At 64.3% G+C, this 20,905-nt stretch carries 24 protein-coding genes; 17 read left to right on the top strand and 7 right to left on the bottom strand.

The annotated features are described in order from the left end of the window. Window positions 1-24 precede the first annotated feature (24 nt). The 5 genes from ACEN9P_RS09865 to ACEN9P_RS09845 all read left to right on the top strand — a co-directional run bounded on the left by ACEN9P_RS09865 (window position 25) and on the right by ACEN9P_RS09845 (window position 4,328). Window positions 25-579: an AbiU2 domain-containing protein gene (locus tag ACEN9P_RS09865; protein ID WP_495621848.1), complete on the top strand. Its 555-nt coding sequence runs from the start codon at window positions 25-27 to the stop codon at window positions 577-579. A 214-nt stretch (window positions 580-793) separates the two neighbouring features. Then, a complete protein-coding gene (locus ACEN9P_RS09860; protein WP_495621847.1) occupies window positions 794-1,606 on the top strand; it encodes a hypothetical protein in 813 nt (270 codons plus the stop codon). A 60-nt stretch (window positions 1,607-1,666) separates the two neighbouring features. Then, on the top strand, window positions 1,667-2,551 hold the full coding sequence (locus ACEN9P_RS09855; protein ID WP_495621846.1) for a DUF4238 domain-containing protein: 885 nt from the start codon (window positions 1,667-1,669) through the stop codon (window positions 2,549-2,551). Between the two features lie 12 nt (window positions 2,552-2,563). Continuing rightward, a complete protein-coding gene (locus ACEN9P_RS09850; protein WP_495621845.1) occupies window positions 2,564-2,947 on the top strand; it encodes a DUF1801 domain-containing protein in 384 nt (127 codons plus the stop codon). A gap of 322 nt (window positions 2,948-3,269) precedes the next feature. Continuing rightward, window positions 3,270-4,328: a hypothetical protein gene (locus ACEN9P_RS09845; RefSeq protein WP_495621844.1), complete on the top strand. Its 1,059-nt coding sequence runs from the start codon at window positions 3,270-3,272 to the stop codon at window positions 4,326-4,328. Between the two features lie 142 nt (window positions 4,329-4,470). Here the strand turns inward: ACEN9P_RS09845 and cynS are convergent, their stop codons facing one another. The 3 genes from cynS to ACEN9P_RS09830 form a co-directional block, all read right to left on the bottom strand. Then, window positions 4,471-4,914 carry a cyanase gene (gene cynS, locus ACEN9P_RS09840; protein ID WP_495621843.1) on the bottom strand — a complete coding sequence of 148 codons (444 nt, stop codon included), beginning with the start codon at window positions 4,912-4,914 and terminating at the stop codon, window positions 4,471-4,473. A 150-nt stretch (window positions 4,915-5,064) separates the two neighbouring features. After that, the gene (locus ACEN9P_RS09835) at window positions 5,065-6,864 is read right to left on the bottom strand and encodes a heparinase II/III domain-containing protein (RefSeq protein WP_495621842.1); all 1,800 of its coding nucleotides are present in this window, start codon (window positions 6,862-6,864) and stop codon (window positions 5,065-5,067) included. Between the two features lie 70 nt (window positions 6,865-6,934). Further along, window positions 6,935-7,495: a hypothetical protein gene (locus ACEN9P_RS09830; protein ID WP_495621841.1), complete on the bottom strand. Its 561-nt coding sequence runs from the start codon at window positions 7,493-7,495 to the stop codon at window positions 6,935-6,937. 132 nt (window positions 7,496-7,627) lie between these two features. Here ACEN9P_RS09830 and ACEN9P_RS09825 point away from each other — a divergent pair, with 132 nt between their 5' ends. Genes ACEN9P_RS09825 through ptsP form a run of 5 tightly spaced genes read left to right on the top strand, consistent with a single transcriptional unit; the run spans window position 7,628 to window position 11,936 of the window. Continuing rightward, a complete protein-coding gene (locus ACEN9P_RS09825; protein ID WP_495621840.1) occupies window positions 7,628-8,188 on the top strand; it encodes a hypothetical protein in 561 nt (186 codons plus the stop codon). A 5-nt stretch (window positions 8,189-8,193) separates the two neighbouring features. Then, window positions 8,194-9,492, top strand: coding sequence for an MFS transporter (locus ACEN9P_RS09820; RefSeq protein WP_495621839.1), 1,299 nt, complete (start codon window positions 8,194-8,196; stop codon window positions 9,490-9,492). Then, entirely contained in the window at window positions 9,489-9,932 is a 444-nt protein-coding gene (locus ACEN9P_RS09815; protein ID WP_477713814.1) for a PTS sugar transporter subunit IIA, read from the top strand. The genes ACEN9P_RS09820 and ACEN9P_RS09815 overlap by 4 nt, the downstream gene beginning before the upstream one ends. Continuing rightward, window positions 9,901-10,170 (top strand): HPr family phosphocarrier protein, encoded by a 270-nt coding sequence (locus ACEN9P_RS09810; RefSeq protein ID WP_007869021.1) that lies wholly within the window; start codon window positions 9,901-9,903, stop codon window positions 10,168-10,170. The genes ACEN9P_RS09815 and ACEN9P_RS09810 overlap by 32 nt, the downstream gene beginning before the upstream one ends. After that, window positions 10,167-11,936 (top strand): phosphoenolpyruvate--protein phosphotransferase, encoded by a 1,770-nt coding sequence (ptsP, locus tag ACEN9P_RS09805; RefSeq protein ID WP_413328656.1) that lies wholly within the window; start codon window positions 10,167-10,169, stop codon window positions 11,934-11,936. The genes ACEN9P_RS09810 and ptsP overlap by 4 nt, the downstream gene beginning before the upstream one ends. A 4-nt stretch (window positions 11,937-11,940) precedes the next feature. Here the strand turns inward: ptsP and ACEN9P_RS09800 are convergent, their stop codons facing one another. Then, window positions 11,941-12,996 carry an amidohydrolase family protein gene (locus tag ACEN9P_RS09800; RefSeq protein WP_495621838.1) on the bottom strand — a complete coding sequence of 352 codons (1,056 nt, stop codon included), beginning with the start codon at window positions 12,994-12,996 and terminating at the stop codon, window positions 11,941-11,943. 163 nt (window positions 12,997-13,159) lie between these two features. Here ACEN9P_RS09800 and ACEN9P_RS09795 point away from each other — a divergent pair, with 163 nt between their 5' ends. Genes ACEN9P_RS09795 through ACEN9P_RS09775 form a run of 5 tightly spaced genes read left to right on the top strand, consistent with a single transcriptional unit; the run spans window position 13,160 to window position 16,433 of the window. Then, window positions 13,160-13,618, top strand: coding sequence for a Spy/CpxP family protein refolding chaperone (locus ACEN9P_RS09795; RefSeq protein WP_477663894.1), 459 nt, complete (start codon window positions 13,160-13,162; stop codon window positions 13,616-13,618). Further along, window positions 13,611-14,063: a DUF4260 domain-containing protein gene (locus ACEN9P_RS09790; RefSeq protein ID WP_495621837.1), complete on the top strand. Its 453-nt coding sequence runs from the start codon at window positions 13,611-13,613 to the stop codon at window positions 14,061-14,063. Before ACEN9P_RS09795 ends, ACEN9P_RS09790 begins: the two co-directional genes overlap by 8 nt. After that, complete coding sequence (locus ACEN9P_RS09785; protein WP_495621836.1) at window positions 14,063-14,428, top strand: hypothetical protein; 366 nt, start codon at window positions 14,063-14,065, stop codon at window positions 14,426-14,428. The genes ACEN9P_RS09790 and ACEN9P_RS09785 overlap by 1 nt, the downstream gene beginning before the upstream one ends. 32 nt (window positions 14,429-14,460) lie before the next feature. Continuing rightward, window positions 14,461-15,147 (top strand): response regulator transcription factor, encoded by a 687-nt coding sequence (locus tag ACEN9P_RS09780; RefSeq protein ID WP_477663891.1) that lies wholly within the window; start codon window positions 14,461-14,463, stop codon window positions 15,145-15,147. Next, complete coding sequence (locus ACEN9P_RS09775) at window positions 15,144-16,433, top strand: sensor histidine kinase (RefSeq protein WP_495621835.1); 1,290 nt, start codon at window positions 15,144-15,146, stop codon at window positions 16,431-16,433. The genes ACEN9P_RS09780 and ACEN9P_RS09775 overlap by 4 nt, the downstream gene beginning before the upstream one ends. On the opposite strand, the gene ACEN9P_RS09770 is transcribed toward ACEN9P_RS09775, so the two are convergent. After that, on the bottom strand, window positions 16,430-17,335 hold the full coding sequence (locus ACEN9P_RS09770) for a LysR family transcriptional regulator (RefSeq protein WP_477663889.1): 906 nt from the start codon (window positions 17,333-17,335) through the stop codon (window positions 16,430-16,432). The genes ACEN9P_RS09775 and ACEN9P_RS09770 overlap by 4 nt on opposite strands. Before the next feature lie 148 nt (window positions 17,336-17,483). On the opposite strand from ACEN9P_RS09770, the gene ACEN9P_RS09765 reads away from it, so the two are divergent. Next, complete coding sequence (locus tag ACEN9P_RS09765) at window positions 17,484-18,959, top strand: MFS transporter (RefSeq protein WP_495621834.1); 1,476 nt, start codon at window positions 17,484-17,486, stop codon at window positions 18,957-18,959. On the opposite strand, the gene ACEN9P_RS09760 is transcribed toward ACEN9P_RS09765, so the two are convergent. Then, window positions 18,922-19,761, bottom strand: coding sequence for a DMT family transporter (locus ACEN9P_RS09760; protein ID WP_477663887.1), 840 nt, complete (start codon window positions 19,759-19,761; stop codon window positions 18,922-18,924). The two genes, ACEN9P_RS09765 and ACEN9P_RS09760, sit on opposite strands and share 38 nt — an antisense overlap. 244 nt (window positions 19,762-20,005) lie before the next feature. Here ACEN9P_RS09760 and ACEN9P_RS09755 point away from each other — a divergent pair, with 244 nt between their 5' ends. Continuing rightward, on the top strand, window positions 20,006-20,200 hold the full coding sequence (locus ACEN9P_RS09755; protein ID WP_007868991.1) for a hypothetical protein: 195 nt from the start codon (window positions 20,006-20,008) through the stop codon (window positions 20,198-20,200). Here the strand turns inward: ACEN9P_RS09755 and ACEN9P_RS09750 are convergent. Beyond that, window positions 20,194-20,895 carry a helix-turn-helix domain-containing protein gene (locus ACEN9P_RS09750; protein WP_477663886.1) on the bottom strand — a complete coding sequence of 234 codons (702 nt, stop codon included), beginning with the start codon at window positions 20,893-20,895 and terminating at the stop codon, window positions 20,194-20,196. The genes ACEN9P_RS09755 and ACEN9P_RS09750 overlap by 7 nt on opposite strands. Between the last annotated feature and the right edge of the window lie 10 nt (window positions 20,896-20,905).

The raw sequence follows: 20,905 nt of genomic DNA, 5'->3' as shown, positions 1-20,905 counted from the left end.
CTTCCACCCTGCGACGTAATTTCTATGGTGCCGACAAAAATTCTGAATGACTTGGTGGATTCGGCAATAGCAGCGAAGGTCCATTACGAAGTATGGTGGGCGCAGGCTAGCGAGGCCAAACCCCAGTTGCTCGCGGCGATGAACGCTCACAGCGACTTCTTTTTTGCTTCCTACGACGCCCATTACACGGCCTTCTTCGTCAATCTAGCTCACTTATTTGATACCCGTAGCGATTCGTCGTCGATTCCCACGTATCTTTCCGCAATTCGAGCTGCTAGCGATCCCGCTATGTGGACCGTGCTGGAGGCGGAGTACTCCACTCTTGCAGCGCGCGCTCGTCCACTGGTCGTTGCTCGCCATAAGACTGTCGCGCATATCGATGCGCGTCTTAGCGAAAAAGACGTCTTTGCACCGTTGAATATCACTTGGAATGAAGTGCGCGACATCATTTACGAATCCGCTGAATTCGTTGCACGCCTCGCATCAGTACCAAGCGGCAGTATCGGAATTCCGCGAGACGGGCGGCTGATCGAGGCGACTCTAAAGCTCATACGCGCATTGCAAAACTCAGATGCTTAATGTGCGACCCCACACTCTCGGCCTGCTTGAAAATCGAATCCATTATGAAAATGACGCCCCCGCCTCAAGTTCTGACGCTCATGCTGCCGCCCTGTCCTGCTGTCTTGCCAAGAGGCGGTGTGCCTCAATAAGACGCTTGGTAATCCCACCGAGCGTCAGTGACAAATCGAATAGAGCGGATAGGCTGCCCAAATAGATCTAGATCGGTATCAACATGGAACTCTCTGATTCACTGAACGCAATACACCGTGGCTATGGACAGTCCGTTGATTTACTGCGGGGCTACCTTCCGCACATGGGGGATGCCATAAAGAAGCTTCAGAAAGAACACGAGGCAATGGTCGCGAAGTTGGAGGCAGTGAAATTGGGAAGACCTGATCCTAGTCCACCCAAGCAAGGCGAGAAGGAATTTCAGGTAGAACTGAACCTCGAAGAGATGAATCTCCTGGTGGAGGCCATGAAGTTTGCCCATGGGCACACAGTGGCATACCCGAATCTCACATTTCGAATGTCTTTTGTTTACTTGGTGGCGCTTTTCGACGCTTTCCTCACAGACGTTTTCTCTGAAGTAGTAAGAACTCGTCCGGCAATTTTGAAGTCGTCCAAGAAGCAGATTTCGTATGACCGACTTCTTGAGTTCGGGTCCTTCGAGGCGCTCGTTGAATTCATAGCAAGTCGGGAGCTCAACGAGGTAAGCTATAAATCGATTAAGGACCAAGCCGAGTACTACCGTGATCGTTTTGGCGTGGCGCTCGAAGAATCCGGCGTTCCCGTGTCCGAGCTAGTGGAGCTCAGAGCCACTCGCAACCTGCTCATTCACAACAACGGCCTTGTCAACCATATTTATTTGGAGCAGGTGGCAAGCAGCACCTATAAGCCTGGAGACGAAGTCCAAGTGGATGCAAGCTACTTCGATCAAGCAGTCAAGAGTCTGGATGCGGTTGCGTCGTTTATCACCAGAAGGCTGATTGAAAAGCACGGGAACAGGCCGCCCGGGGAAGACCCCCTTCAGTTGCCGGCGAGTTGATGTTGTAGGAGCAATATCTAGCGAACCGCCTAACAAGTCGATCGAGAGGCGTTGGACCTTATGGGAAATCGCGCTAAGAATCACCACTATGTTCCGCGTTCGTACCTCGCTCGATTCACGGACGACCAGGGGTTTCTGCACGTCTATGACAGGGCGGCGAAGGAGTTGAGGAAGCAACGCCCGAAGGAGGTGATGAAAATCAACTCCTACTATCGACAGGAGTGGGCGCCAGAAGGAGTTGACCCGAACGTATTGGAGATAAGGTTGGGTGAGTGGTTGGAGGCGGAGGCGAAGAACGCCATTGATAAACTTCACTCGACTCCAGAAGAGTTGGACGCTCAAGACATCGCCAATTTATTGATCTATTTCGAGCTCCAACGCATTCGTGTTCCAAGGCAAGCCGAGATGGGAAAGGCTCTGATGCGTGATCTCATCATGCGACTTGCGCCACCTGACGCCGCTGAAGCTATAGCCGCAGGAAAGTTCAAGCTTGAGATTAAGGATGCTGCCAGATTTGACTACATGCGACACTCCATCGGAACGCTATCACCTTGGTTCGGGACAATGGAGTGGGAGGTTGTGACTGCGGGCGATGGCGCATCTTTTGTGACCACGGATAGCCCGCTATCACTTTACAACCCGGCGGCGCCACCACCGGCCGAAGCTGGCATCGGACTAGTGGGTACTAAGGTATTTTTCCCCCTCAGTTCCAGCAAGGCGCTCTTGATGCGACATTTCGAGTCCGCCAATGAACGTATGGATCCGACGGAAATTCTGCCTATTCCGGAACATGAGGATGGACACATTGAGATCATTTCCGGTGCAATTTGGCCGGCGCAGGTGGTTGACCGCTTCAACTGGAAGTTGCTCCAACTATGCTTAAACTTGGTTGTGGCCAATAGTCCCTCAGTGATTCAGAGGTGCGTGGACGCCAACGCGGTCTAGGAGATCGCTTTCATGATGAAAAAAATCGTTTCCGCCTCAAGCCCTGACGCTTACGTCGCCGCTCTCTCCGGCTGGGAGCGTGCGGTGGTTGAACAGCTGCGGGCTGCTGTGCTGGGCAGCACGGCGCTGGACGAAGCCATCAAATGGGGCCACCTGGTCTATCTGTCAAATGGTCCTGTGCTGCTGATTCGAGCCGAAGAAAGCCGCGTGCTGTTTGGCTTTTGGCGAGGTCAACGCCTTCGCGAGATAGACCCGCTGCTAAAGCCCGGCGGCAAGTATGAAATGGCGACCAGGGAGTTTCATGAGGGTGATAAGGTCAACGCCGCCTTGTCGCGCCTTCTCGCTAAAGAAGCGGTGCGACTCAACAAGACGCTTGGTGATCCGACGAAGCTTTAGCCGTCGTGCTAAGGGCTGCGGCCGCCCTTGTAGGAGCAACAAGAGGTTTGTGCGGTGAAAACTGCCTGATAACTCATCCGATTGGGGGATGGGTAGATCAAATCGAAAGCCTAGAATTCGTCGACGGCCGCGGTCAAATTCGTCTTGATTTATATCTGCCTAAATCCGGAGCATTCCGTGCAAAGGCAATACAAGCGAATATTTCAAGAGAATTGAATGTCTGAGTTAAACCGCTGCCGATCAGTTATATCGCGGGCTTTGAGGTCTAAGTCGTGTTAGGCATCAGACGACCACTTATTTTCGATCTACAAGAAGACAAGGCATGCCAGATCAAAAGATCGACCTTAAATTCTCTCGGTCCGGTAAGAAGGCACTCCTTTACAGTGGGCTGTTCACCTACCGATCTGCTTCTGCTGCGACGGATTCGCTTGAAGTATTCAATAAAAGCGTGGTGATTAGAACGAGGAGGTCATCAAACACCCCCACCCCTCTACAGGCGCACAACAGCACAATCTTCAAGCAAGTTATAAAGGCGCTGTGCCTGTATTACATCGTCGAGAGACGCCCCAATCAACTTCGAGAAGTCACGATTACACGGATGAGAGGCGGCGTGGCGGTGAGCTCAAGCGATATTCCAAAGACCGATCTGAGACAAGTCGTAGGGCGATCTGCGGATCTCACAACTCTCAGAACCATCGATCCGACCAAGGCAGCGTTATTGCTATCTGAGGCCCCTGCTGGCCGTGCCGTCTTGCATGCAGCTACGCATTTGATCAAATCACTGGATGCCTCAAGCCCGTTCGACCGTTTCGAGAAACTATGGCGTGCCTTCAACGCGCTATATAAGGCGTTCGCCAAGGCCAACACCGATCACGCTTGCCACGTGGCGCTTAGAGACCATATTCAGAATTTCCCTGCGCTCTTTCCGCTCTCGATAGCGAAGATATCGCCGTTATCGACGGTAGACATTCGATCCAAGATTCGTTGGAATCAGATGATCCTGAACAATTATCCAACGCAGGCAAGAACTGCAGCTCTCAGGGACTCGATCATCAGGAATTCAGATCCTCGAATCCTTGAGATCTATCGAGCGTCACTTTCCGTCCGACAAGCCTTCCTCACAAACGCGGGACTCTACGCGGCAACAAACGCGCATATCCTCGCGGGCATCGCGGCAAATGTAACTCGCGATAGCGACGTTCTCTCAACTCTTTGCATCAAATACATGTACTTTGTGAGAAACAAGATTGCCCATGCGGAGAAGGCCGACCACGGATTCTCCTTCCTTCATGGGAGCACGGAGGAATCAGAAATACGGTGGCTCGCACCGTTTCTTGAGGCACTCGTAGTCGACCTAATAAACATAAGTGATACGTTCTAAATGTCAAAACATTAGCATCGCATTAACGGCCCCACGTTAAGCGATGTGGTACCTAACGAATCAATCGACTCGGGCGTCCTATCCGCGAGCTTTGCTCACCTACTGACCGCCAGTCATTTTTCGCGTTGAACTTTCAGCGGCATCAATAAGTCTTGTACGGCAAAAACTTCCCCGACAACACTACATTGACCCGATCCCCCTTGGGATCAGGCTGGCGCACGATGTCCATGCTGAAGTCAATCGCGCTCATGATGCCGTCGCCGAATTCTTCGTGGATCAGTTCCTTGATGGTGGTGCCGTAGACACTCACGATTTCATACCAGCGGTAGATCAGCGGGTCGGTCGGCACGGGCGTGGGCAGCGAGCCTTTGTAGGGCACGACCTGCAGCCATTTTTGCTCTTCGACCGTCAGGCCGAATATCTTGCCAATCACTTTGGCCTGCTTGGCGTCAAAGGTCATCTGGCCCAGGCAGCCGGCGGTTGTCCATTCCTTGCTGAGGCCTACCTTTTTGGCGACGGACTCCCAGGTGATGCCTTTGCTGACTTTGACGGTGATGATTTTTTCGGTGATGTCGTTGCGGTTCATGGTTGGCTCCTATGTTGGGGAAGCCGTAGCAAACACCGTGCCCCGCCTTGTGGCGGCCGTCGCGTCTCAAGTGCGCCAAGGCGGTGCAAAAAGCCCTAAAGCTGCGCACCGGGCTGAGGCGGGTGCCCTTCGGGAACCAATCCACGGTGTTTAGCCCCGCGAAAAGCGGGCGCTGAGCTTCCAGCTGCCGTCTGCCCCGGGTTTTCCGGACACCACCAGCTGGCGAACGTTGGGATTCGGCTGGTCGAAGTCGTGGCGGGGCGCGGAAATATCCAGCACGTCCAGCTCGATTCCGCTGCCTTCAAACTGCACGGCCAGGCGTTTGCCCTTTTGCGCCAGAAAGGCGGTGCGGCCCTCCAGCCTGACCTCAGCCTCGGTGGCCATCGCCCACCGGATGGTGCTTCCGGGGCGGGCGCCGAGAAGCTCGTCGTCAAGTTTCACCCCGTCATCCAGGAAACGGGCACGGCGGCTGGCCTGCGTGACCTGGCCGGGCAACAGCGCGGGGGTCAGGTCTATCAAGGCCTCGCGCTCGGCAAGCATGCGCAGCGTGGCCATGCCGCGGACACTGTGCGCCTGGCCGTCCAGCGTCAGCGTGTTGTGCGCTTCGGCAGAAAGCCTGAAGACCTGCCAGCGTGGTGAATCCGCCTTCATGTTCCACAGGTCTATGCCGCGTGATTCCAGGCTGCCGTAGTCCTGCATGCCGAGGTCTTTGGCCCAGCGCAGGCCATCCAGTTCGAGCACAAAACTGCCGGCATCCATATGCGCATGGCTGTGCGCCGCTCCGCCCGCCTTGATGGCGAACCACCACGCGTTGGGGTCGGACCATGATGAGCGCCAGATGGCGAGCGGCTGCGCCCCCTGGCCCGAGAAGCTGGTGGGCAGGGCATTTCCGCCCGTTTTGGTGGGCCACCACAACACGGAGAGAGGCGCGAAGCGGTCGGACAGGCCCTGCTGCTGGCGGATCATCTCGCGCTTGGCTGTCAACAGTGCGGGCTGGTCCAGTTCACGGGCCAGGTAGACGATGGCGCATGGCAATTCCTGGCTCTCGACGCTGTCGGCAAAATCGAAGTGCTTCCCGGACGGGCCGATGGAGTGTGTATAGAACTCGGCGCTGCGCCTGAAGCCAGGCGCATCCAGCAAGCCCCAGTCGCCGCCTTTGCGGCCACGGAGTGCGGCGGCCAGCAGCACCGTAAAGCTGGTCCCATAGCTCCAGTAGTTCGGCCCCTCAGGGTAGACCCCGTCCGGCCGGTAGGCATTCAGCCCGATGGATACGCCTTGGCGCGCCGCCGCGAGGAGGTCGGCTGCGAGCGCGGGTTCATCTTCCTCCACGGCCAGCGCTCCCAGGACCATGCCGCCTATGCAAACCTGGTTCCAGTTGTTGGTGGACCTGAAAGCCCTGTTGCCGTGGCGCGCCTGGGCAATGCTCTTGTCGACCATCGCAGCGCGCAGGATGGCACGGTCGCCGGCCGACAGGTCCTTGAAAAGCCAGCCATAGGAAATGGCCATGCCCGTGGTGATCTCGGCAAGCTCCAGATAATGCTCCGGCCAGTCGCTGAATGCGGCGACGGCGAGCATTTCCTGCCGGGCGCGGGCCAGGAAAACCCGTTCCCTTGTCACCCGGTACGCGTAAGCCCACTGCAGGCTTCGGCGAATGAATTCGCGCGAAACAGGGAGCAGGCGGCCGTCCTCGGGTGTGCGCTCCAGCGAAGGCAGGGCGATGTCATTGCGGGCGCGTGCCAGCAGTGCTGCGTTGAAACGGCCAAGATCAGGGTCTGCCTTGCATCGATCGGCCAGGGAGGACCAATCGCTTTCGCTTGCAAGCAGTGGCGGGTGAGCTTGAACTTGCTCTGTCGGCGGTGATTCGGCAACCGCCTGCATGCTCCCGCACCCAGCCAGCGGGGCGGTGGCCGGCAACATCGCTGCAAGAAACTCACGGCGGTTGAAAGGCATCCTTTTTGTCCTTCACCCTTTTTTCGTTCATTCAGATTGCATTGGCTTTACACCCCGGCCAGAGCTTTGACTACTCCGTAAATTCAGTAAACATCGGCTCAGGGCAACGCCCGCTTGCACCATTGCGTGCGTAGTAGTTCCAGCGCCAGGCCATTTCGGTGTTGTCCCGGCAGGCCGCGCCCTTGTACAGCTTGCCATAAGTGGCCCTCGCACCTGAGGACGACCGGTAGCTGTCCAGCGTTTCAGTGACCAGCGCGCCGTCTTTGGGGTAGACCTTCAGCACGCCAAACGACGCATTGCTCGGGATGTCGTACTCAACATACAGTTCGGTCCGCCCAGGGTCGGGGTAGGCCTTCTCGACCAGGATAAAAACCGCCTGCTGTTGCGCCACCAGTTCTTGCTGCGTCAGGTGGGTAAAGGTTTGGGACTGGACTTTTTTGCCGAATTTCAGCGCCGGGCCCAGCACCAGCAAAGGTTTGCGCTCATCCGCAGCGGCAGGGTTGAAGCGATGCAGAAGCGGCTTTTTAAACCGGTTCACGACAGCCGAGAAAATTTCATCGTCGCTGAAGTTCTGGTTCTGCAGCTCCAAGGCCCGAACAGGGTTTGCGGCACATAGCAGCATGGCCGCCATGAATAAGTGTGGTTTGAAAGAGGTCATCACCAAAGCTTACCAAGGCCACCAGGTGCGCCGAAGCGGTGCAAAAACCGGTCGGGCGGGTTTGATGGGCCGTCACGGTGCATGAATCACTGTAAAGTTGAAGGCATGCTTACGATTCGCGGCGATACCGCCGCACACTCCGCGCTGCGGCCGGTCGCAGCTCCGTTTTTATGGGCTGCGCTGGTCCTGCTCCTGACCTTGATCGCGGCCTGCAGCCCCACCCTGAACTGGCGCGAAGTGCGGCCCGAGGGCACGCGCCTGGCGCTGCTGCTGCCCTGCAAGCCCGACAAGGCGCAAAAAACCGTGCCCCTGGGCGGGCCGGCGACGCCGCTGTCCATGCTGGGCTGTGATGCCGGCGGCGCGACCTTTGCCGTGGCGGTGGCGCAGCTGGGCGATGCGGCCCAGGCCGCACCCGTGCTCGCGCAATGGCAAAGCCTGACGCTGGCGAATATGAAAGCCGGGCCCGCGCAGCTGGCGCCGCTCAAGGTTTCCGGCGCAGCCGCCGTGCTGGTCAAGGCACAGGGCCGTCGCCCCGACGGCGCGGTGGTCGAGGGGCAGGCCGCCTATTTCGCCCAGGGCGCGCAGGCCTTCCAGGTGGTGCTGTATGCCGACCGCATTGCGCCCGAAGTGGCCGAGACCTTTTTCTCCAGCCTTAAATTCGAATGATTCGAATGACGAGCGCCCAAACCTCTATGTCCGCCGCGCGCAATGCATCGGCCGCGCCGTCCGAAGCCGGCCGGCTGGATGCGTGGACGGGCGCCATTGTGTTCCTGGCCTTTGCCGCGGCCTACTTTTGCTCGGCGCTGGTGCGGGCCATCACGGCCACCTTGTCGCCGGTGCTGACGCAGGAGTTTTCGCTGCATGCGCGCGACCTGGGGCTGCTGGCCGGCGGTTATTTCCTGGGTTTTGCGGCCACGCAGCTGCCGCTGGGCACCTGGCTGGACCGCCATGGGCCCAAGCGCGTGATCCTGAGTTTTTTAAGCATTGCCGTGCTGGGCTGCCTGGCGTTTTCGCTGGCGACCAGTTTTGCCTGGCTGCTGGCGGCGCGTGTGCTGGTGGGCATGGGCGTGAGCGCCTGCCTGATGGCGCCGCTCACGGGCTACCGACGCTGGTTCGAGCCGGGCACGGTCTTGCGCGCCAATTCCTGGATGCTGATGACGGGCTCGCTGGGCATGCTGGCCTCCACCCTGCCGGTGCAGTGGCTGATGCCGGTCACGGGCTGGCGGCCGCTGTTCTGGATACTGGCGGCCATGATTGTGCTGTCCATGGCGGCCATCGCCTGGGTGGCGCCCGCGTGGAAAACCGGCCATGCCGCGGGGCCGGCCGGGGAGGCCGGAGAGTCCGGTTACGCGCCCATCTGGCGCAGCCGCTATTTCCGCAAGATGACGCCCATGGCCTTCTTCAACTACGGCGGGCTGGTCGCGGTGCAGACCTTGTGGGCCGGGCCCTGGATGGTCAAGGTCGCAGGTTACACGCCGCTTGAGGCCGCCACGGGCCTCTTCTATATCAATGCCACCATGCTGCTGACCTTCTGGAGCTGGGGCATGGTCAATCCCTGGCTGTCGCGCCAGGGTTGGTCGGCGGACCGGCTGATCACCTGGGGCGTGCCCGTCAGCATCGCGGTGCTGGCCTTTAACATCGCGGCGGGCGCGTCCACCGGCTGGCTGGGCTGGGCCTTGTTCTGCATGGGCTGCAGCGTGATGGGCCTGGCGCAGCCGGCGGTGGGCATGGCCTTCAAGCCTTCGCTGGCGGGGCGGGCGCTGTCGGCCTACAACCTCATGATTTTTGCCGGCGTGTTTGTCGTGCAGTGGGGCATAGGCCTGCTGATCGACGTGTTTGCCGCCCTGGGCCTGGGCACGCTGGCGAGCTTCCAGGCGGCCATGGGGGTGTTATTGTGTTGTTGTATCGCCTCATATGGGTATTTCCTCAGTGTGCGCGCCGATAATTCAGTGGAACCCGAAAACCCATGAACGGCATCTTCATCATCGCCCACGCCCCGCTGGCCTCCGCCCTGCGCCAGTGCGTGCTGCATGTCTTCCCCGACAACGCGCCCGGCGTCGCCGCGCTGGACGTGCAACCCAACATGCCGCCCGAGGAAACCCTGGCCCAGGCCCGCATCATGCTGGCCCAGCTGGGCACCTCGCATGCGCTGGTGCTGGCCGACGTCTTCGGGGCCACGCCTTGCAACGTGGCGCAAAAACTCGTCGACGGCGTTCATTCCAAACTCATCACCGGCATCAACCTGCCCATGCTGCTGCGCACCGTGTCTTACCGGCACGAGTCGCTCGACGCCCTGGTGGCGCGCGCCCTCATAGGCGCCACGCAGGGCGTGATGCAAGTCGCCATTACCGCACCGCAAAACCAGGTGCGCCGAAACCATGATCAAGACCAGCACGAACATCAGCAATAAGCTGGGCCTGCACGCCCGCGCCTCCGCCAAACTCACCAAACTCGCCGGCAGCTTCGGCTGCGAAGTCTGGATGAGCAAGGGCGAGCGCCGCGTCAATGCCAAAAGCATCATGGGCGTCATGATGCTGGCCGCCGGCCTGGGTAGCACCGTCGAGGTCGAGACCAACGGCAACGATGAACAGGCCGCGATGGAGGCCATCCTGGCGCTCATCGCCGACAAGTTTGGGGAAGGCGAGTGACCTTTTCAGTCCACGGTCTTGCCGTCTCGCGGGGTATCGCGATAGGCCGTGCCGTGCTGGTCGCATCCAGCCGCGCCGACGTGGCGCACTATTTCATCGAGGACGACAAGACGGCCGATGAGATCACGCGGGTGCGGATTTCGCGCAACGCGGTGATGGAGGAAATCACGCGCCTGCAGCAGGACCTGCCCAAGGACGCGCCGCACGAGCTGGCCGCCTTGCTGGACGTGCACCTGATGCTGCTGCAGGACGAGCAGCTGATCAGCGGCGTCAAGCACTGGATCGTCGACCGCCACTACAACGCCGAGTGGGCGCTGACCACGCAGTACGAAATCATCGCGCGCCAGTTCGACGACATGGAGGACGAGTACCTGCGCGAGCGCAAGGCCGACCTCGAGCAGGTGGTCGAGCGCATCCTGCGCCACATGAAGGGCGTGGCCTCGCCAGTGCAGCCGGCCGCCCAGGCGGGCGCGGGCCGCAAGCTCTCGCAGCAGGACCTTCTGCTGGACGACACCACCGACGTGCCGCTGGTGCTGGTGGCGCACGACCTCTCGCCGGCCGACATGCTGCAGTTCAAGCAAAGCCTGTTCGCGGGTTTTGCCACCGACGTGGGCGGCAAGACCTCGCACACCGCCATCGTGGCGCGCAGCATGGACATCCCGGCCGTGGTGGGCGCGCGCAGCGCCAGCCAGCTGATCAAGCAGGACGACTGGGTCATCATCGACGGCGATGCCGGCGTGCTGATCGTCGATCCCTCGCCCATCATCCTGGCCGAGTACGGCTTCAAGCAGCGCCAGGGCGAGCTGGAGCGCCAGCGCCTGAACCGGCTCAAGAACACCCCCTCGCTGACGATTGACGGGCAGCGCGTGGAGCTGCTGGCGAATATTGAAATGCCCGAGGACACCCTGGGCGCGGTGACGGCCGGCGCGGTCGGCGTCGGGCTGTTCCGCAGCGAATTCCTGTTCATGGGGCGCAGCGGCAAGCTGCCCGACGAGGAAGAGCAGTACCAGGCCTACCGCAAGGCGATTGAAGGCATGCACGGGCTGCCGGTCACCATACGCACGGTGGACATAGGCTCGGACAAGCCGCTGGACCGCCATGCCAAGGCCCAGGACACCCATTTGAACCCGGCGCTGGGCCTGCGCGCCATACGCTGGAGCCTGGCGGACCCGCCCATGTTCCTCACGCAGCTGCGCGCCATCCTGCGCGCGGCCGCGCACGGCCAGGTCAACCTGCTGGTGCCCATGCTGGCGCACGCCACGGAAATCCGCCAGACCATGTCGCTGATAGACCATGCGCGCGCCACGCTGGACAACAACGGCACGCCCTATGGCCCGGTGCGCCTGGGCGCGATGATTGAAATCCCGGCGGCCGCGCTCACGCTCAAGCTGTTCCTGAAGTACTTCGACTTTTTGTCGATAGGCACCAACGACCTGATCCAGTACACGCTGGCCATAGACCGCGCCGACGAGGCGGTCTCGCACCTGTACGACCCCTGCCACCCGGCGGTGCTGCGCCTGATCGCCGACACCATTGCCGAATGCGATGCCCAGGGCAAGGGCGTGAGCGTCTGCGGCGAGATGGCCGGCGACGTGGGCATGACGCGGCTGCTGCTGGGCCTGGGCCTGCGCAGCTTTTCCATGCATCCCTCGCAAATCCTGGCGGTCAAGCAGCAGATCCTGCGCGCCGACGCCTCCAAGCTGCAGCCCTGGGCCGAACAGGTGCTGGCCAGCGAGGACCCGGCCGCGCTGCTGCAGTCCGCCTGAGCGTTCAGGCGCCCCAGTTCTTCCCGGTCACCAGCCGCCAGGCATTGCCATAGGCGATCTTGTGGCGCGCGGCTTCGCTGAGCGGCGCCAGGATCAGGTTGCGTTGCCGGCCCATGGCGGTCCGGTACATGGATTCGACCGGCGGCCGGTAGTCGCTGGCCGCCACAAAGCGCTCGGGAAATTTCTCCAGCAAAGCCTGCCATTCGCTGCCCAGCCGCCCGCCCTGGAAGAGGGTGGAGTCGCGCGCGCCCGAAGGACGGTAGATGTTCTCGGGACGCGGCACCGCCAGGTCGAAATGCAGGCCGGGAAAGCGTGTGATCAGCGAGGCCACGTAAGCGGGGTTGTAGGTCTTGGCGCGCTCCGGGTAGCGGACCATGCCCAGGTGGCACCAGATGACCTGCGCCTTGGGGTAGCGCGCCAGCATGCCTTCCAGCACCGGGAGCAGGCTGTCTTCGATTTCGTAGTGGATCTGGAAGGCCGTGCCGGTGTCCTCGCTGAGCTGGAACAGCGCCTGGCCCGCGGGCCCGTCCAGCGGCACGGTGATGTCGCGGGCGAAGTTGCGGGCTTCAACCTGCTCGGGAGAGGGGTAGTGGCGAAATTCGTACTCCCCCATGGTGTGGTAGCGGCCGGTCTTGAGGTCGCCGGCCACCTTGCTCACAAAGGCGTCGGGGTTGTTCCACCAGCGCGGGAACTCGCCGCTGCTGGTCGTGGGGATGAAATAGCCGGGGTACTGGCGGTGCAGCTCCAGCGAGGGCTCGGAGTCCGGTGAAAAGGCCGGCGCAAAAGCGATCTGCGCAATGTCGGTCTCGTCCATCCAGGCCATGATCTGGGGGATGTTGGTGGTGCCGGCCACATAGGTGGCCTCCATGTCGATGATGGGCAGGCGGCCCTTGTCGAGCATGCCCTGCAGCCGTTGCCGCCAGGCTTCGATGGAGGCGGCGCGCGCGGCCGGGTCGGCGGCACTTGCGGGCAAAGCTTGTGAAAAAGCCGGCAGGCTCAGGGTGGCCAGCGCGGCGGCCGGTGCTGCTGCGGCGCGCTGCAGAAAACGTCGACGATCCATGTGTTTGATCCCTCCTCGGGCCCCCCGGCCCTTGTTCTCGCCGCCTATCTTAGGGGAAGAGCCCCGCCGAAACAAAGCGAAACATGCCGCAACCGGCGCGAAAACACCGCCGCGCCCGGCGCGGGCACCATGAAGAACCTCAACACCTCCCGCAAGGCTCTTCATGAAACACCGCATCAAAAAAACCCTGCTCGGCCTGTTTGGCGGGGCGCTCATCATCGGCAGCCTGGGCGCCTGCTCGCACGGCGGCCACGGCTGGCATGGTGACCCGGGCTCACCCGAAGCGCGCGCCCGCATCGTCGAAAAAATCGGCTCGCGCCTGGACCTGGACGCCGCGCAGAAACAAAAGCTCGCCGTGCTGGCCGACAAGCTGCAGGCCCAGCGCACCGCCTTGCGCGGCACCACCGAGCCGCGCGAGGCCTTTCGCGGCCTGTTTGCCGGCAACAAGCTGGACCAGGCCGGCGCCAAAAAGCTGATCGACGAAAAAACCGCGGCCCTGCAGTCCGGCAGCCCCGAGGTGATCGCCGCCGCGGCCGATTTCTTCGACAACCTGCGGCCCGAGCAGCAGCAGAAAGTGCGCGACTTCATGGAGCGCGGCCGCCGCTGGGGCTACCGTGGCTGAGGCGCTGGTCTTTCTGCCCGGCCGCGTGGCGCGGCCCGTGCGCCGCGAGGCGGCGGCGGAGCCCGGCAGCGCCAATGGCGGCGTGCGCCTGCTGCTGCGCGCCGAGGGGCTGATGGTGCTGGCCGCCTCGGTGGCGGCCTATGCCCAGTTCGGCGCGGGCTGGGGCTGGTTCGCGGCGCTGTTCCTGCTGCCCGACCTGTCCTTCGCGGCTTACCTGGCCGGGCCGCGCTGGGGTGCGCTGGTTTACAACGCGGCGCATTCCTATCTAGGCGCCGTCGGCCTGCTGGCCGTGGGCGTGGTCGGTGCTTCGCCCCTGCTGCTGGCCGCGGCGCTGGTCTGGTGCGCGCACATCGGCTTTGACCGCCTGCTCGGCTACGGCCTCAAGTACGGTGCGGGTTTTGGCCATACCCACCTGGGCCGGCTCGGACCGCAGGACCCATGGTGATGGCTGCCCAGGCCTCGCGCATGCTGCGTGGTTTTCTGCTGCTGGAGGCCGGCCTGCTGGGCGCGGCCTCCATGGTGCATGCCGGCCTGTTGCTGCAAGGCCATGCCCATGGCCAGGCCCGCATTGCCGAGGCGGTGATTGCCGTGGTGCTGCTGGCAGCCTGGGCCCTGAGCCTGCTGTGGTCCGCACGCACGCGCAGGCTGGCGCTGCTGGGCCAGGGCTTCGCGCTGCTGGGCACGCTGGTGGGCCTGTTCACCATCGCCGTCGGCATAGGGCCGCAGTCGGCGCCCGACCTGGTGTTTCATTTCGCGCTGGCCGCCTTGCTGCTGGCGGGGCTGTACTTCGCGCGCCGCGCGCACGCCTGAGGCGGGCCGCGATTTCTCCCTATGATGGTTGCATGCCCCGCATACTCCTGATCGACGACGACGAGCACCTGGCCGCGCCGCTGGCCGCCTACTTCGCGCGTTTTGACTTTGTGCTGGACAGCGCCCTGCGCCCCGGCGAGGGCCTGGCCAAACTGCGCGCCGGCACTTACGACGCGGCCATCCTGGACGTCATGCTGCCTGAGATGGACGGCTTCGCGCTGTGCCGCGAGATCCGCAAGGAAAGCGACATCCCGGTCATCATGCTGACCGCGCGCGGCGACGTGATGGACCGTGTGGTCGGCCTGGAGCTGGGCGCCGACGACTACCTGCCCAAGCCCTTTGAGCCGCGCGAGCTGGTGGCGCGCGTGCAGACCATTTTGCGGCGCCAGCGCGCCGTGGCACCGGCGGCTGGTCCGCGCCGGGTGTTTGAGGGCCTGGCGATCAACCTCGAAACCCGCGAGGTGCTGCGCCTGGGCGAGAAGGTGGAGCTGACCGGCACCGAGTTCGAGCTGCTGGCGCTGCTGGCGGCCGACCCGGGCAAGGTCTTCAACCGCGACGACATCCTCAACCGCCTGCGCGGCCACGAGGCCGAGCTGTACACGCGCGCCGTCGACATCGTGGTGAGCCGGCTGCGTAAAAAACTCGAGCCGCTGGACTGCATCAAGACGCTGCGCAACGCCGGCTACACGCTGGCGGTGGGCAAGCCGGGCGCGCCATGAGGCGAAACCGCTGCCGCCCTTCGCGGCCCGAGCGCTGGCGCCGCCGCTGGGGGCATTCGCTGCGGCTGCGCCTGATCACGGTCTTCCTGCTGCTGGCGCTGGCCATGGGCGCGGTCTTCATGAGCGGCATGCAGCGCGCGTTTTCCAGCGGCTGGCGCGACGCGGCCAGGCCCCTGGTGAGCGACTATATGGACCGGCTGGTGGCCGACCTCGGCTCGCCGCCCGACCTGGGCCGCGCGCAGGCGCTGGCGGCGCGGCTGCCGATCTCGATACGCATAGAGGGGCCGCAGGTCAACTGGCAGTCGCACCCGGACCGGCAGTTCTTCGGCGGCCGCGCCAGCGAGTGGCTCAGCCGCACCACGGCCGACGGCCACAAGGTGGTGTTCGGCCCCGGCACCATTCCCTCGCACGGCATGTTCGGCTGGATCACGCTGTCGCTGCTGTTGTGCCTGCTGGTGGGCGCCTATGCCTATGTGCGGCGCCTGCTGCGCCCGCTGGACGACATACGCGCCGGGGCTGAGCGTTTCGGCCGCGGCGTGTTTGACACGCCCATCCCGCTGCGCCGGCGCGACGAGCTCGGCGACCTGGCCGCGCGCATCAATACCATGGCGCACGACATCAAGGCCATGCTGGACGCCAAGCGCGGGCTGCTGCTGGCGCTGAGCCACGAGTTGCGCTCGCCGCTGACGCGCGCGCGCCTCAATGCCGAGCTGCTGCCGGTGCAGGGCGAGGGCAGCGCGCCGCGCGAGCGCGAGGCGCTGCTGCGCGACCTCGGCGAGATGCGCGACCTGATCAGCGACCTGCTGGAAAGCGAACGCCTGGCCAGCCCGCATGCGGCGCTGCAGCGCGAGACCGTGGACCTGGCCGCGCTGGCGCGCGAGGTGGCGGCCGACATGCCGCAGGCGGCCGCCGTGGTGCTGGACCTGGCGCCCGCCCAGCCGGCGCTGGCGCTGGACCGCATGCGCGTGCGCCTGCTGCTGCGCAACCTGCTGGACAACGCGCTGCGCTACAGCGCCGGCGCGGCCCAGCCGCCGCGCCTGTCGCTGCAGGCTGGGGAGGGCGGCGGCGTGATGCTGGAGGTGCGCGACTTCGGCCCCGGCGTGGACCCGGCGCAGCTGGCGCACCTGACCGAGCCGTTTTTCCGCACCGACGGCGCACGCCAGCGCGCCACCGGCGGTGTCGGCCTGGGCATGTACTTGTGCCGGCTGGTGGCGCAGGCGCACGGCACGGCGCTGGAGGTGCGCAATGCGGCGCCGGGGCTGGCGGTGCAGGTGCTGTGGCGCTAGAGCGCTACTGACTGCCCGGCACACACCTCGCGCACGCAGGCGCGCAGCCAGCGGTGCGCCGGGTCGGCATCCAGGCGCGGGTGCCACAGCAAGGACACGGTGAACTCGGGCGTGGCGACCGGCAGGGCAAAGCTCAGCATGCCGGCGCGCAGCTTGCCGGTATGGCGTTCGGGCAGGCTGGCGACCAGGTCGGACGCATCGGCCAGGGCCAGCGCGGCCGAAAAACTGCCGACGATGGCGGCAATCTCTCTTTGCAGGCCCAGCGGCGCCAGGGCCTCGTCCACCGGCTCGGCGCCCAGGCCGCGCCGCGAGACGGCGATGTGCCTGGCGGCCGCGTAACGTGCGGGTGTGATCTCGCCTTCGGCCAGCGGGTGGCCCTGGCGCACCACGCCTATGAAGCGGTCGCGGAACAGGGCCTGCACGCGCAGCTCAGGCGCGGTGGCCTTGCCGATCACACCGGTTTCCAGGTCGACGTCGCCGTCGCGCAGCGCTGTGCTGTCCTTGTCGAGTTTCTGCACAAAACACAGGCGCACGCCGGGCGCTTCGGCGCCTATGCGGGCCAGCAGCGCGGGCCCGAAGTTTTCCACAAAACCTTCGCGGGTGCGCAGGGTGAAGGTGCGCACCAGTTGGGCCAGGTCCAGCTTTTCGGCGGGGCGCAGCACGGCTTCGGCGTCTTGCACCAACCGGCCGACCCGCTCGCGCAGCTCAATCGCCCGGGGCGTGGGAACCAGGCCGCGCCCGGCCCTGACCAGCAGCGGGTCGCCCGTGGTCTCGCGCAGGCGGGCCAGCGCCCGGCTCATGGCCGAGGGGCTGAGCCGCAAACGCCTGGCCGCCCCGGCCACGCTGCCTTCGGCGAGCAGCACGTCGAGGACCACCAGCAGGTTGAAATCGGGCATGGACATGCCCGCACCATAGCGCATTTGGGCCTGGTATGGCGTCAAACGCACGAATAAAGTGCAAATGCTGCGTCTTCCGCTATGGCTGGCAAAAACCTACGCTTCAGGCAGCCCTGTTGCGGGTTTTGTCTAACTAAATATGAGAGCGGAGTCCATGTCCAAGCCAATCCCTACACAACCCGGTGCCGGCACGGCATCGCCGCCCCTGCCGCCCTCGGCTCGCTGGGCGCTGGCCAGCCTGTCGCTGTCCATGCTGCTGTCCGCGCTGGGCACCAGCACCGCCAATGTGGGCCTGCCCACGCTGGCGCAGGCCTTCAATGCCTCCTTTCAAGAGGTGCAGTGGATAGTCCTGGCCTACCTGCTGGCCATCACCACCCTGATCGTGGGCGCCGGGCGGCTGGGCGACATGTTCGGGCGGCGGCGCCTGCTGCTGGCCGGCATCAGCCTGTTCACGGCGGCTTCGCTGCTGTGCGCCGCCGCGCCCACCCTGGGGCTGCTGGTCGCGGCGCGCGCGCTGCAGGGTCTGGGCGCCGCCGTGATGATGGCGCTGACCATGGCTTTTGTCGGCGAGACGGTGCCCAAGGCCAGGACCGGCAGCGCCATGGGCCTGCTGGGCACCATGTCGGCGGTGGGCACCGCCCTGGGCCCCTCGCTGGGCGGCGTGCTGATCGCCGGCCTGGGCTGGCGAGCGCTGTTTTTTGTCAATCTGCCGCTGGGCCTGCTGGCCTTGTTCCTGGCCTGGCGCCACCTGCCGCCGGATCGCGCGGCCGGTGCCGAAAAAAACGGCAAAGCCGGTTTTGATGCGCTGGGCACGCTGCTGCTGGCCCTGGCGCTCGCGGCCTATGCGCTGGCCGTGACCCTGGGGCGCGGCAGTTTCGGTTCGCTCAATATCGCGCTGTTGCTGGCGGCGGCCCTGGGCGCGGCCCTGTTTGTGTTGGCCCAGTCGCGGGTCGCGTCGCCGCTGCTGCGGCTGGCGATGTTTCGCGACCGCATGCTGAGCGCCAGCCTGGTGATGAATGTGCTGGTCGCCACGGTGATGATGGCGACGCTGGTGGTCGGGCCTTTCTATTTGTCCCGCGCGCTGGGGCTGGGCACGGCCATGGTGGGGTTGGTGCTGTCGGTGGGGCCGGTGATTTCCGCGCTGAGCGGCGTGCTGGCCGGCCGGCTGGTCGACCGCCTGGGCGCGCCGGCCATGGTCGCCCTGGGCCTGGCCGCCATGGTGGCGGGCTCTCTCGCGCTTTCGGTTCTGCCGGGCTTGTTCGGCCTGGTGGGTTATATCGCCGCCATCGCCGTGCTGACGCCGGGCTACCAGCTGTTCCAGGCGGCCAACAACACTGCCGTGATGGTGGATGTACAGGCGGACAGGCGCGGTGTGGTCTCCGGCCTGCTCAATTTGTCGCGCAACCTGGGGCTGATCACGGGTGCTTCCGTCATGGGCGCGGTGTTCGCTTTTGCCTCGGCGGCCAGCGACATCACGGCGGCCAGCCCTGAAGCGGTGGCCGGCGGCATGCGCATCAGCTTCGCGGTCGCGGCCGTGCTGGCCGCCGCGGCACTGGCCCTGGCACTGGCCAGCCGCGCGCTCGCGGCGCGGCCTAGCGTGCCCGCGTGCCCAGCACCGCCGCGCCTATGATCATCGCCGCCGCCAGGCCTATGCTCCAGCTCAGCGCGCGGCCGCTGACCCCCATCAGCAGCGCGGTGGAGCCCAGCGGCGTGAGGTAGCTCAGGATGCCTATCTGCCGCGCGTCGCCGAGCTTGAGGGCCTTGTCCCAAAGGAAAAAAGCCGCGCCCAGCGGGCCCAGGCCCATCACGGCCAGCAGCAGCCCGTCTTGCGCCGACAGGGCCGCCGCCGGCTCCAGCGCCCAGTGGCACAGCAGCGAGAGCAGGCCCGACACCAAGCCGAACAAGCCTATGGCCGCGGTGGGAAAAGCCGGCACGCGCTTTGTCAGCAGCGAGTAGCTGGCCCAGATCAAGGCCGAGCCCAGCGCCGGCAGGTAGCCCCAGGACCAGCCGCTCGCGGCGGCCCCGCCGGCCGCGCCCAGGATGGCAATCGCCGCGCCGGCAAAACCCAGCAGGGCCGCGGCCACATGCACGCCGCGCAGCCGCACGCCGCGAAGAAACAGCGGCGCCAGCACCACCATGAACAGCGGCCAGAGGTAGTTGACCAGGTTGGCCTCGACGGCGGGCGCGTGGCGCAGCGCGATAAAGAGCAGAAAGTGAAAACCGAAAAGGCCGTAGACGCCCAGGGCCAGCGTGGCGGCGGGAATCTTCCACAAGGCGCGGTCCCGCAGCACAAAAGGCAGGGCCAGCAGGCTGCCGACCAGCAGCGCCACACCGGTCAGCAGAAAAGGCGGAACATGTTTGAGCGAGACCCCGAGCGAGGCAAGCAGGGCCCAGAGGGCGATGGCGCCCAGTGCATAAAGATTGGCAGGCATGCCGCGAGCATAAAAGCCGCCGCGACTGGCATCGTCGCGCAACAACGCTGTTCCAGCGCGCAACGACGTTCAAGGCCCGTGCCAGAGCCATGTGCGCCTGCCGTCCTACAGGAATGCCTACATCCGGTAACCAGTTTCACCTGGCGGGCGTGTGCCGGACACCTCCCGGGCGCGAGTGGCGCGTTCAATGAGGGTGCAGATGTTCTGACAACACACCGAGGCCCGCAGCCTCAAGGAGACCCTCATGAAAAAACTTTCCATCCTCCTGCTCTCGCTCGTGGGCTTTCTGGCCTTGTCGGGCTGCGTAGCCTATCCCGTGCCTTACGACAACGGGCCTCACTACCGCGGCGGCCCCGGCCCGGGCCCGCGTTATGACCGTGACGGCGACGGTGTCAGCGACCGCTACGACCGCCGGCCCAACAACCCCTACCGCTATTGAGGCTGTGACTGCCGCTTAAGGGCGGCCGTCAGCGCCGAGGGCGAGTGGTAGCCGCAGTGCAGCGCGGTGTCGGCCACGCTCATGCCTCGGCCGCGCAGTTGCAAGGCCAGGTCCAGGCGTTGCCGGCGCAGCCAGTGCATCACGCTCAGGCCGGTTTCGCGCCGGCAGCGCGCGGCGAACTGCGTGGGGCTTAAAAACACCTGGGCAGCGAGTTGCGCCACGCTGAGCGGTTCGTGCAGGCGCTGCTGCGTCCAGGCGGCCAGCTGTTCCCAGTCTATGGGGCGGCGGTAGCGCGTGGTGCGCGGCGCGTGCGGCGCCAGCGGCTGCCAGGATTCCAGCAGCAGGGCCGGGCCGTAGTGCTGGGCCAGGCTGCCGCGCTGCTGCAGCGCATGGGCCAGGTAGTTGCCCAGGGCCAGGGCCTGCGCGGCATGGGTCGGGTCGGCGGCGCAGCGCGCCCAGCCGGTATGCGGGGTGTCCAGCACGATGCAGCGGCTGCCTTCGCGCGATTCAAAGTCGTGGTGCTCGCCGGGCGCGATCACGCAGCCCTGGCCGGCCGCGACGCGGCGCCCGCGCCCCCGCACTTCGAGTTCGAGCACGCCGTCCAGGCCCAGCAGGACCTGGAAATGCGGGTGCGCATGGCTGCCGTGGGAAGCACCGTAGCGGCGCAGCGACAGGGAGCCTTGCGGCGCGTTCATGCTCCGTGGA

It is taken from the genome of Polaromonas sp. Polasp52 (assembly GCF_059491565.1).
The sequence above is the reverse complement of the archived record's forward strand: the minus strand, read 5'-3'. Positions and strand labels throughout refer to the sequence as shown.

Excerpts from the sequence above, each read along its gene's own strand:
- ACEN9P_RS09865 (WP_495621848.1), top strand. The coding sequence starts at position 25 with ATGGTGCCGACAAAAATTCTGAATGACTTGGTGGATTCGGCAATAGCA.
- ACEN9P_RS09860 (WP_495621847.1), top strand. The coding sequence starts at position 794 with ATGGAACTCTCTGATTCACTGAACGCAATACACCGTGGCTATGGACAG.
- ACEN9P_RS09855 (WP_495621846.1), top strand. The coding sequence starts at position 1,667 with ATGGGAAATCGCGCTAAGAATCACCACTATGTTCCGCGTTCGTACCTC.
- ACEN9P_RS09850 (WP_495621845.1), top strand. The coding sequence starts at position 2,564 with ATGATGAAAAAAATCGTTTCCGCCTCAAGCCCTGACGCTTACGTCGCC.
- ACEN9P_RS09845 (WP_495621844.1), top strand. The coding sequence starts at position 3,270 with ATGCCAGATCAAAAGATCGACCTTAAATTCTCTCGGTCCGGTAAGAAG.
- cynS (WP_495621843.1), bottom strand. The coding sequence starts at position 4,914 with ATGAACCGCAACGACATCACCGAAAAAATCATCACCGTCAAAGTCAGC.
- ACEN9P_RS09835 (WP_495621842.1), bottom strand. The coding sequence starts at position 6,864 with ATGCCTTTCAACCGCCGTGAGTTTCTTGCAGCGATGTTGCCGGCCACC.
- ACEN9P_RS09830 (WP_495621841.1), bottom strand. The coding sequence starts at position 7,495 with ATGGCGGCCATGCTGCTATGTGCCGCAAACCCTGTTCGGGCCTTGGAG.
- ACEN9P_RS09825 (WP_495621840.1), top strand. The coding sequence starts at position 7,628 with ATGCTTACGATTCGCGGCGATACCGCCGCACACTCCGCGCTGCGGCCG.
- ACEN9P_RS09820 (WP_495621839.1), top strand. The coding sequence starts at position 8,194 with ATGACGAGCGCCCAAACCTCTATGTCCGCCGCGCGCAATGCATCGGCC.
- ACEN9P_RS09815 (WP_477713814.1), top strand. The coding sequence starts at position 9,489 with ATGAACGGCATCTTCATCATCGCCCACGCCCCGCTGGCCTCCGCCCTG.
- ACEN9P_RS09810 (WP_007869021.1), top strand. The coding sequence starts at position 9,901 with ATGATCAAGACCAGCACGAACATCAGCAATAAGCTGGGCCTGCACGCC.
- ACEN9P_RS09800 (WP_495621838.1), bottom strand. The coding sequence starts at position 12,996 with ATGGATCGTCGACGTTTTCTGCAGCGCGCCGCAGCAGCACCGGCCGCC.
- ACEN9P_RS09795 (WP_477663894.1), top strand. The coding sequence starts at position 13,160 with ATGAAACACCGCATCAAAAAAACCCTGCTCGGCCTGTTTGGCGGGGCG.
- ACEN9P_RS09785 (WP_495621836.1), top strand. The coding sequence starts at position 14,063 with ATGGCTGCCCAGGCCTCGCGCATGCTGCGTGGTTTTCTGCTGCTGGAG.
- ACEN9P_RS09780 (WP_477663891.1), top strand. The coding sequence starts at position 14,461 with ATGCCCCGCATACTCCTGATCGACGACGACGAGCACCTGGCCGCGCCG.
- ACEN9P_RS09775 (WP_495621835.1), top strand. The coding sequence starts at position 15,144 with ATGAGGCGAAACCGCTGCCGCCCTTCGCGGCCCGAGCGCTGGCGCCGC.
- ACEN9P_RS09770 (WP_477663889.1), bottom strand. The coding sequence starts at position 17,335 with ATGTCCATGCCCGATTTCAACCTGCTGGTGGTCCTCGACGTGCTGCTC.
- ACEN9P_RS09765 (WP_495621834.1), top strand. The coding sequence starts at position 17,484 with ATGTCCAAGCCAATCCCTACACAACCCGGTGCCGGCACGGCATCGCCG.
- ACEN9P_RS09760 (WP_477663887.1), bottom strand. The coding sequence starts at position 19,761 with ATGCCTGCCAATCTTTATGCACTGGGCGCCATCGCCCTCTGGGCCCTG.
- ACEN9P_RS09755 (WP_007868991.1), top strand. The coding sequence starts at position 20,006 with ATGAAAAAACTTTCCATCCTCCTGCTCTCGCTCGTGGGCTTTCTGGCC.
- ACEN9P_RS09750 (WP_477663886.1), bottom strand. The coding sequence starts at position 20,895 with ATGAACGCGCCGCAAGGCTCCCTGTCGCTGCGCCGCTACGGTGCTTCC.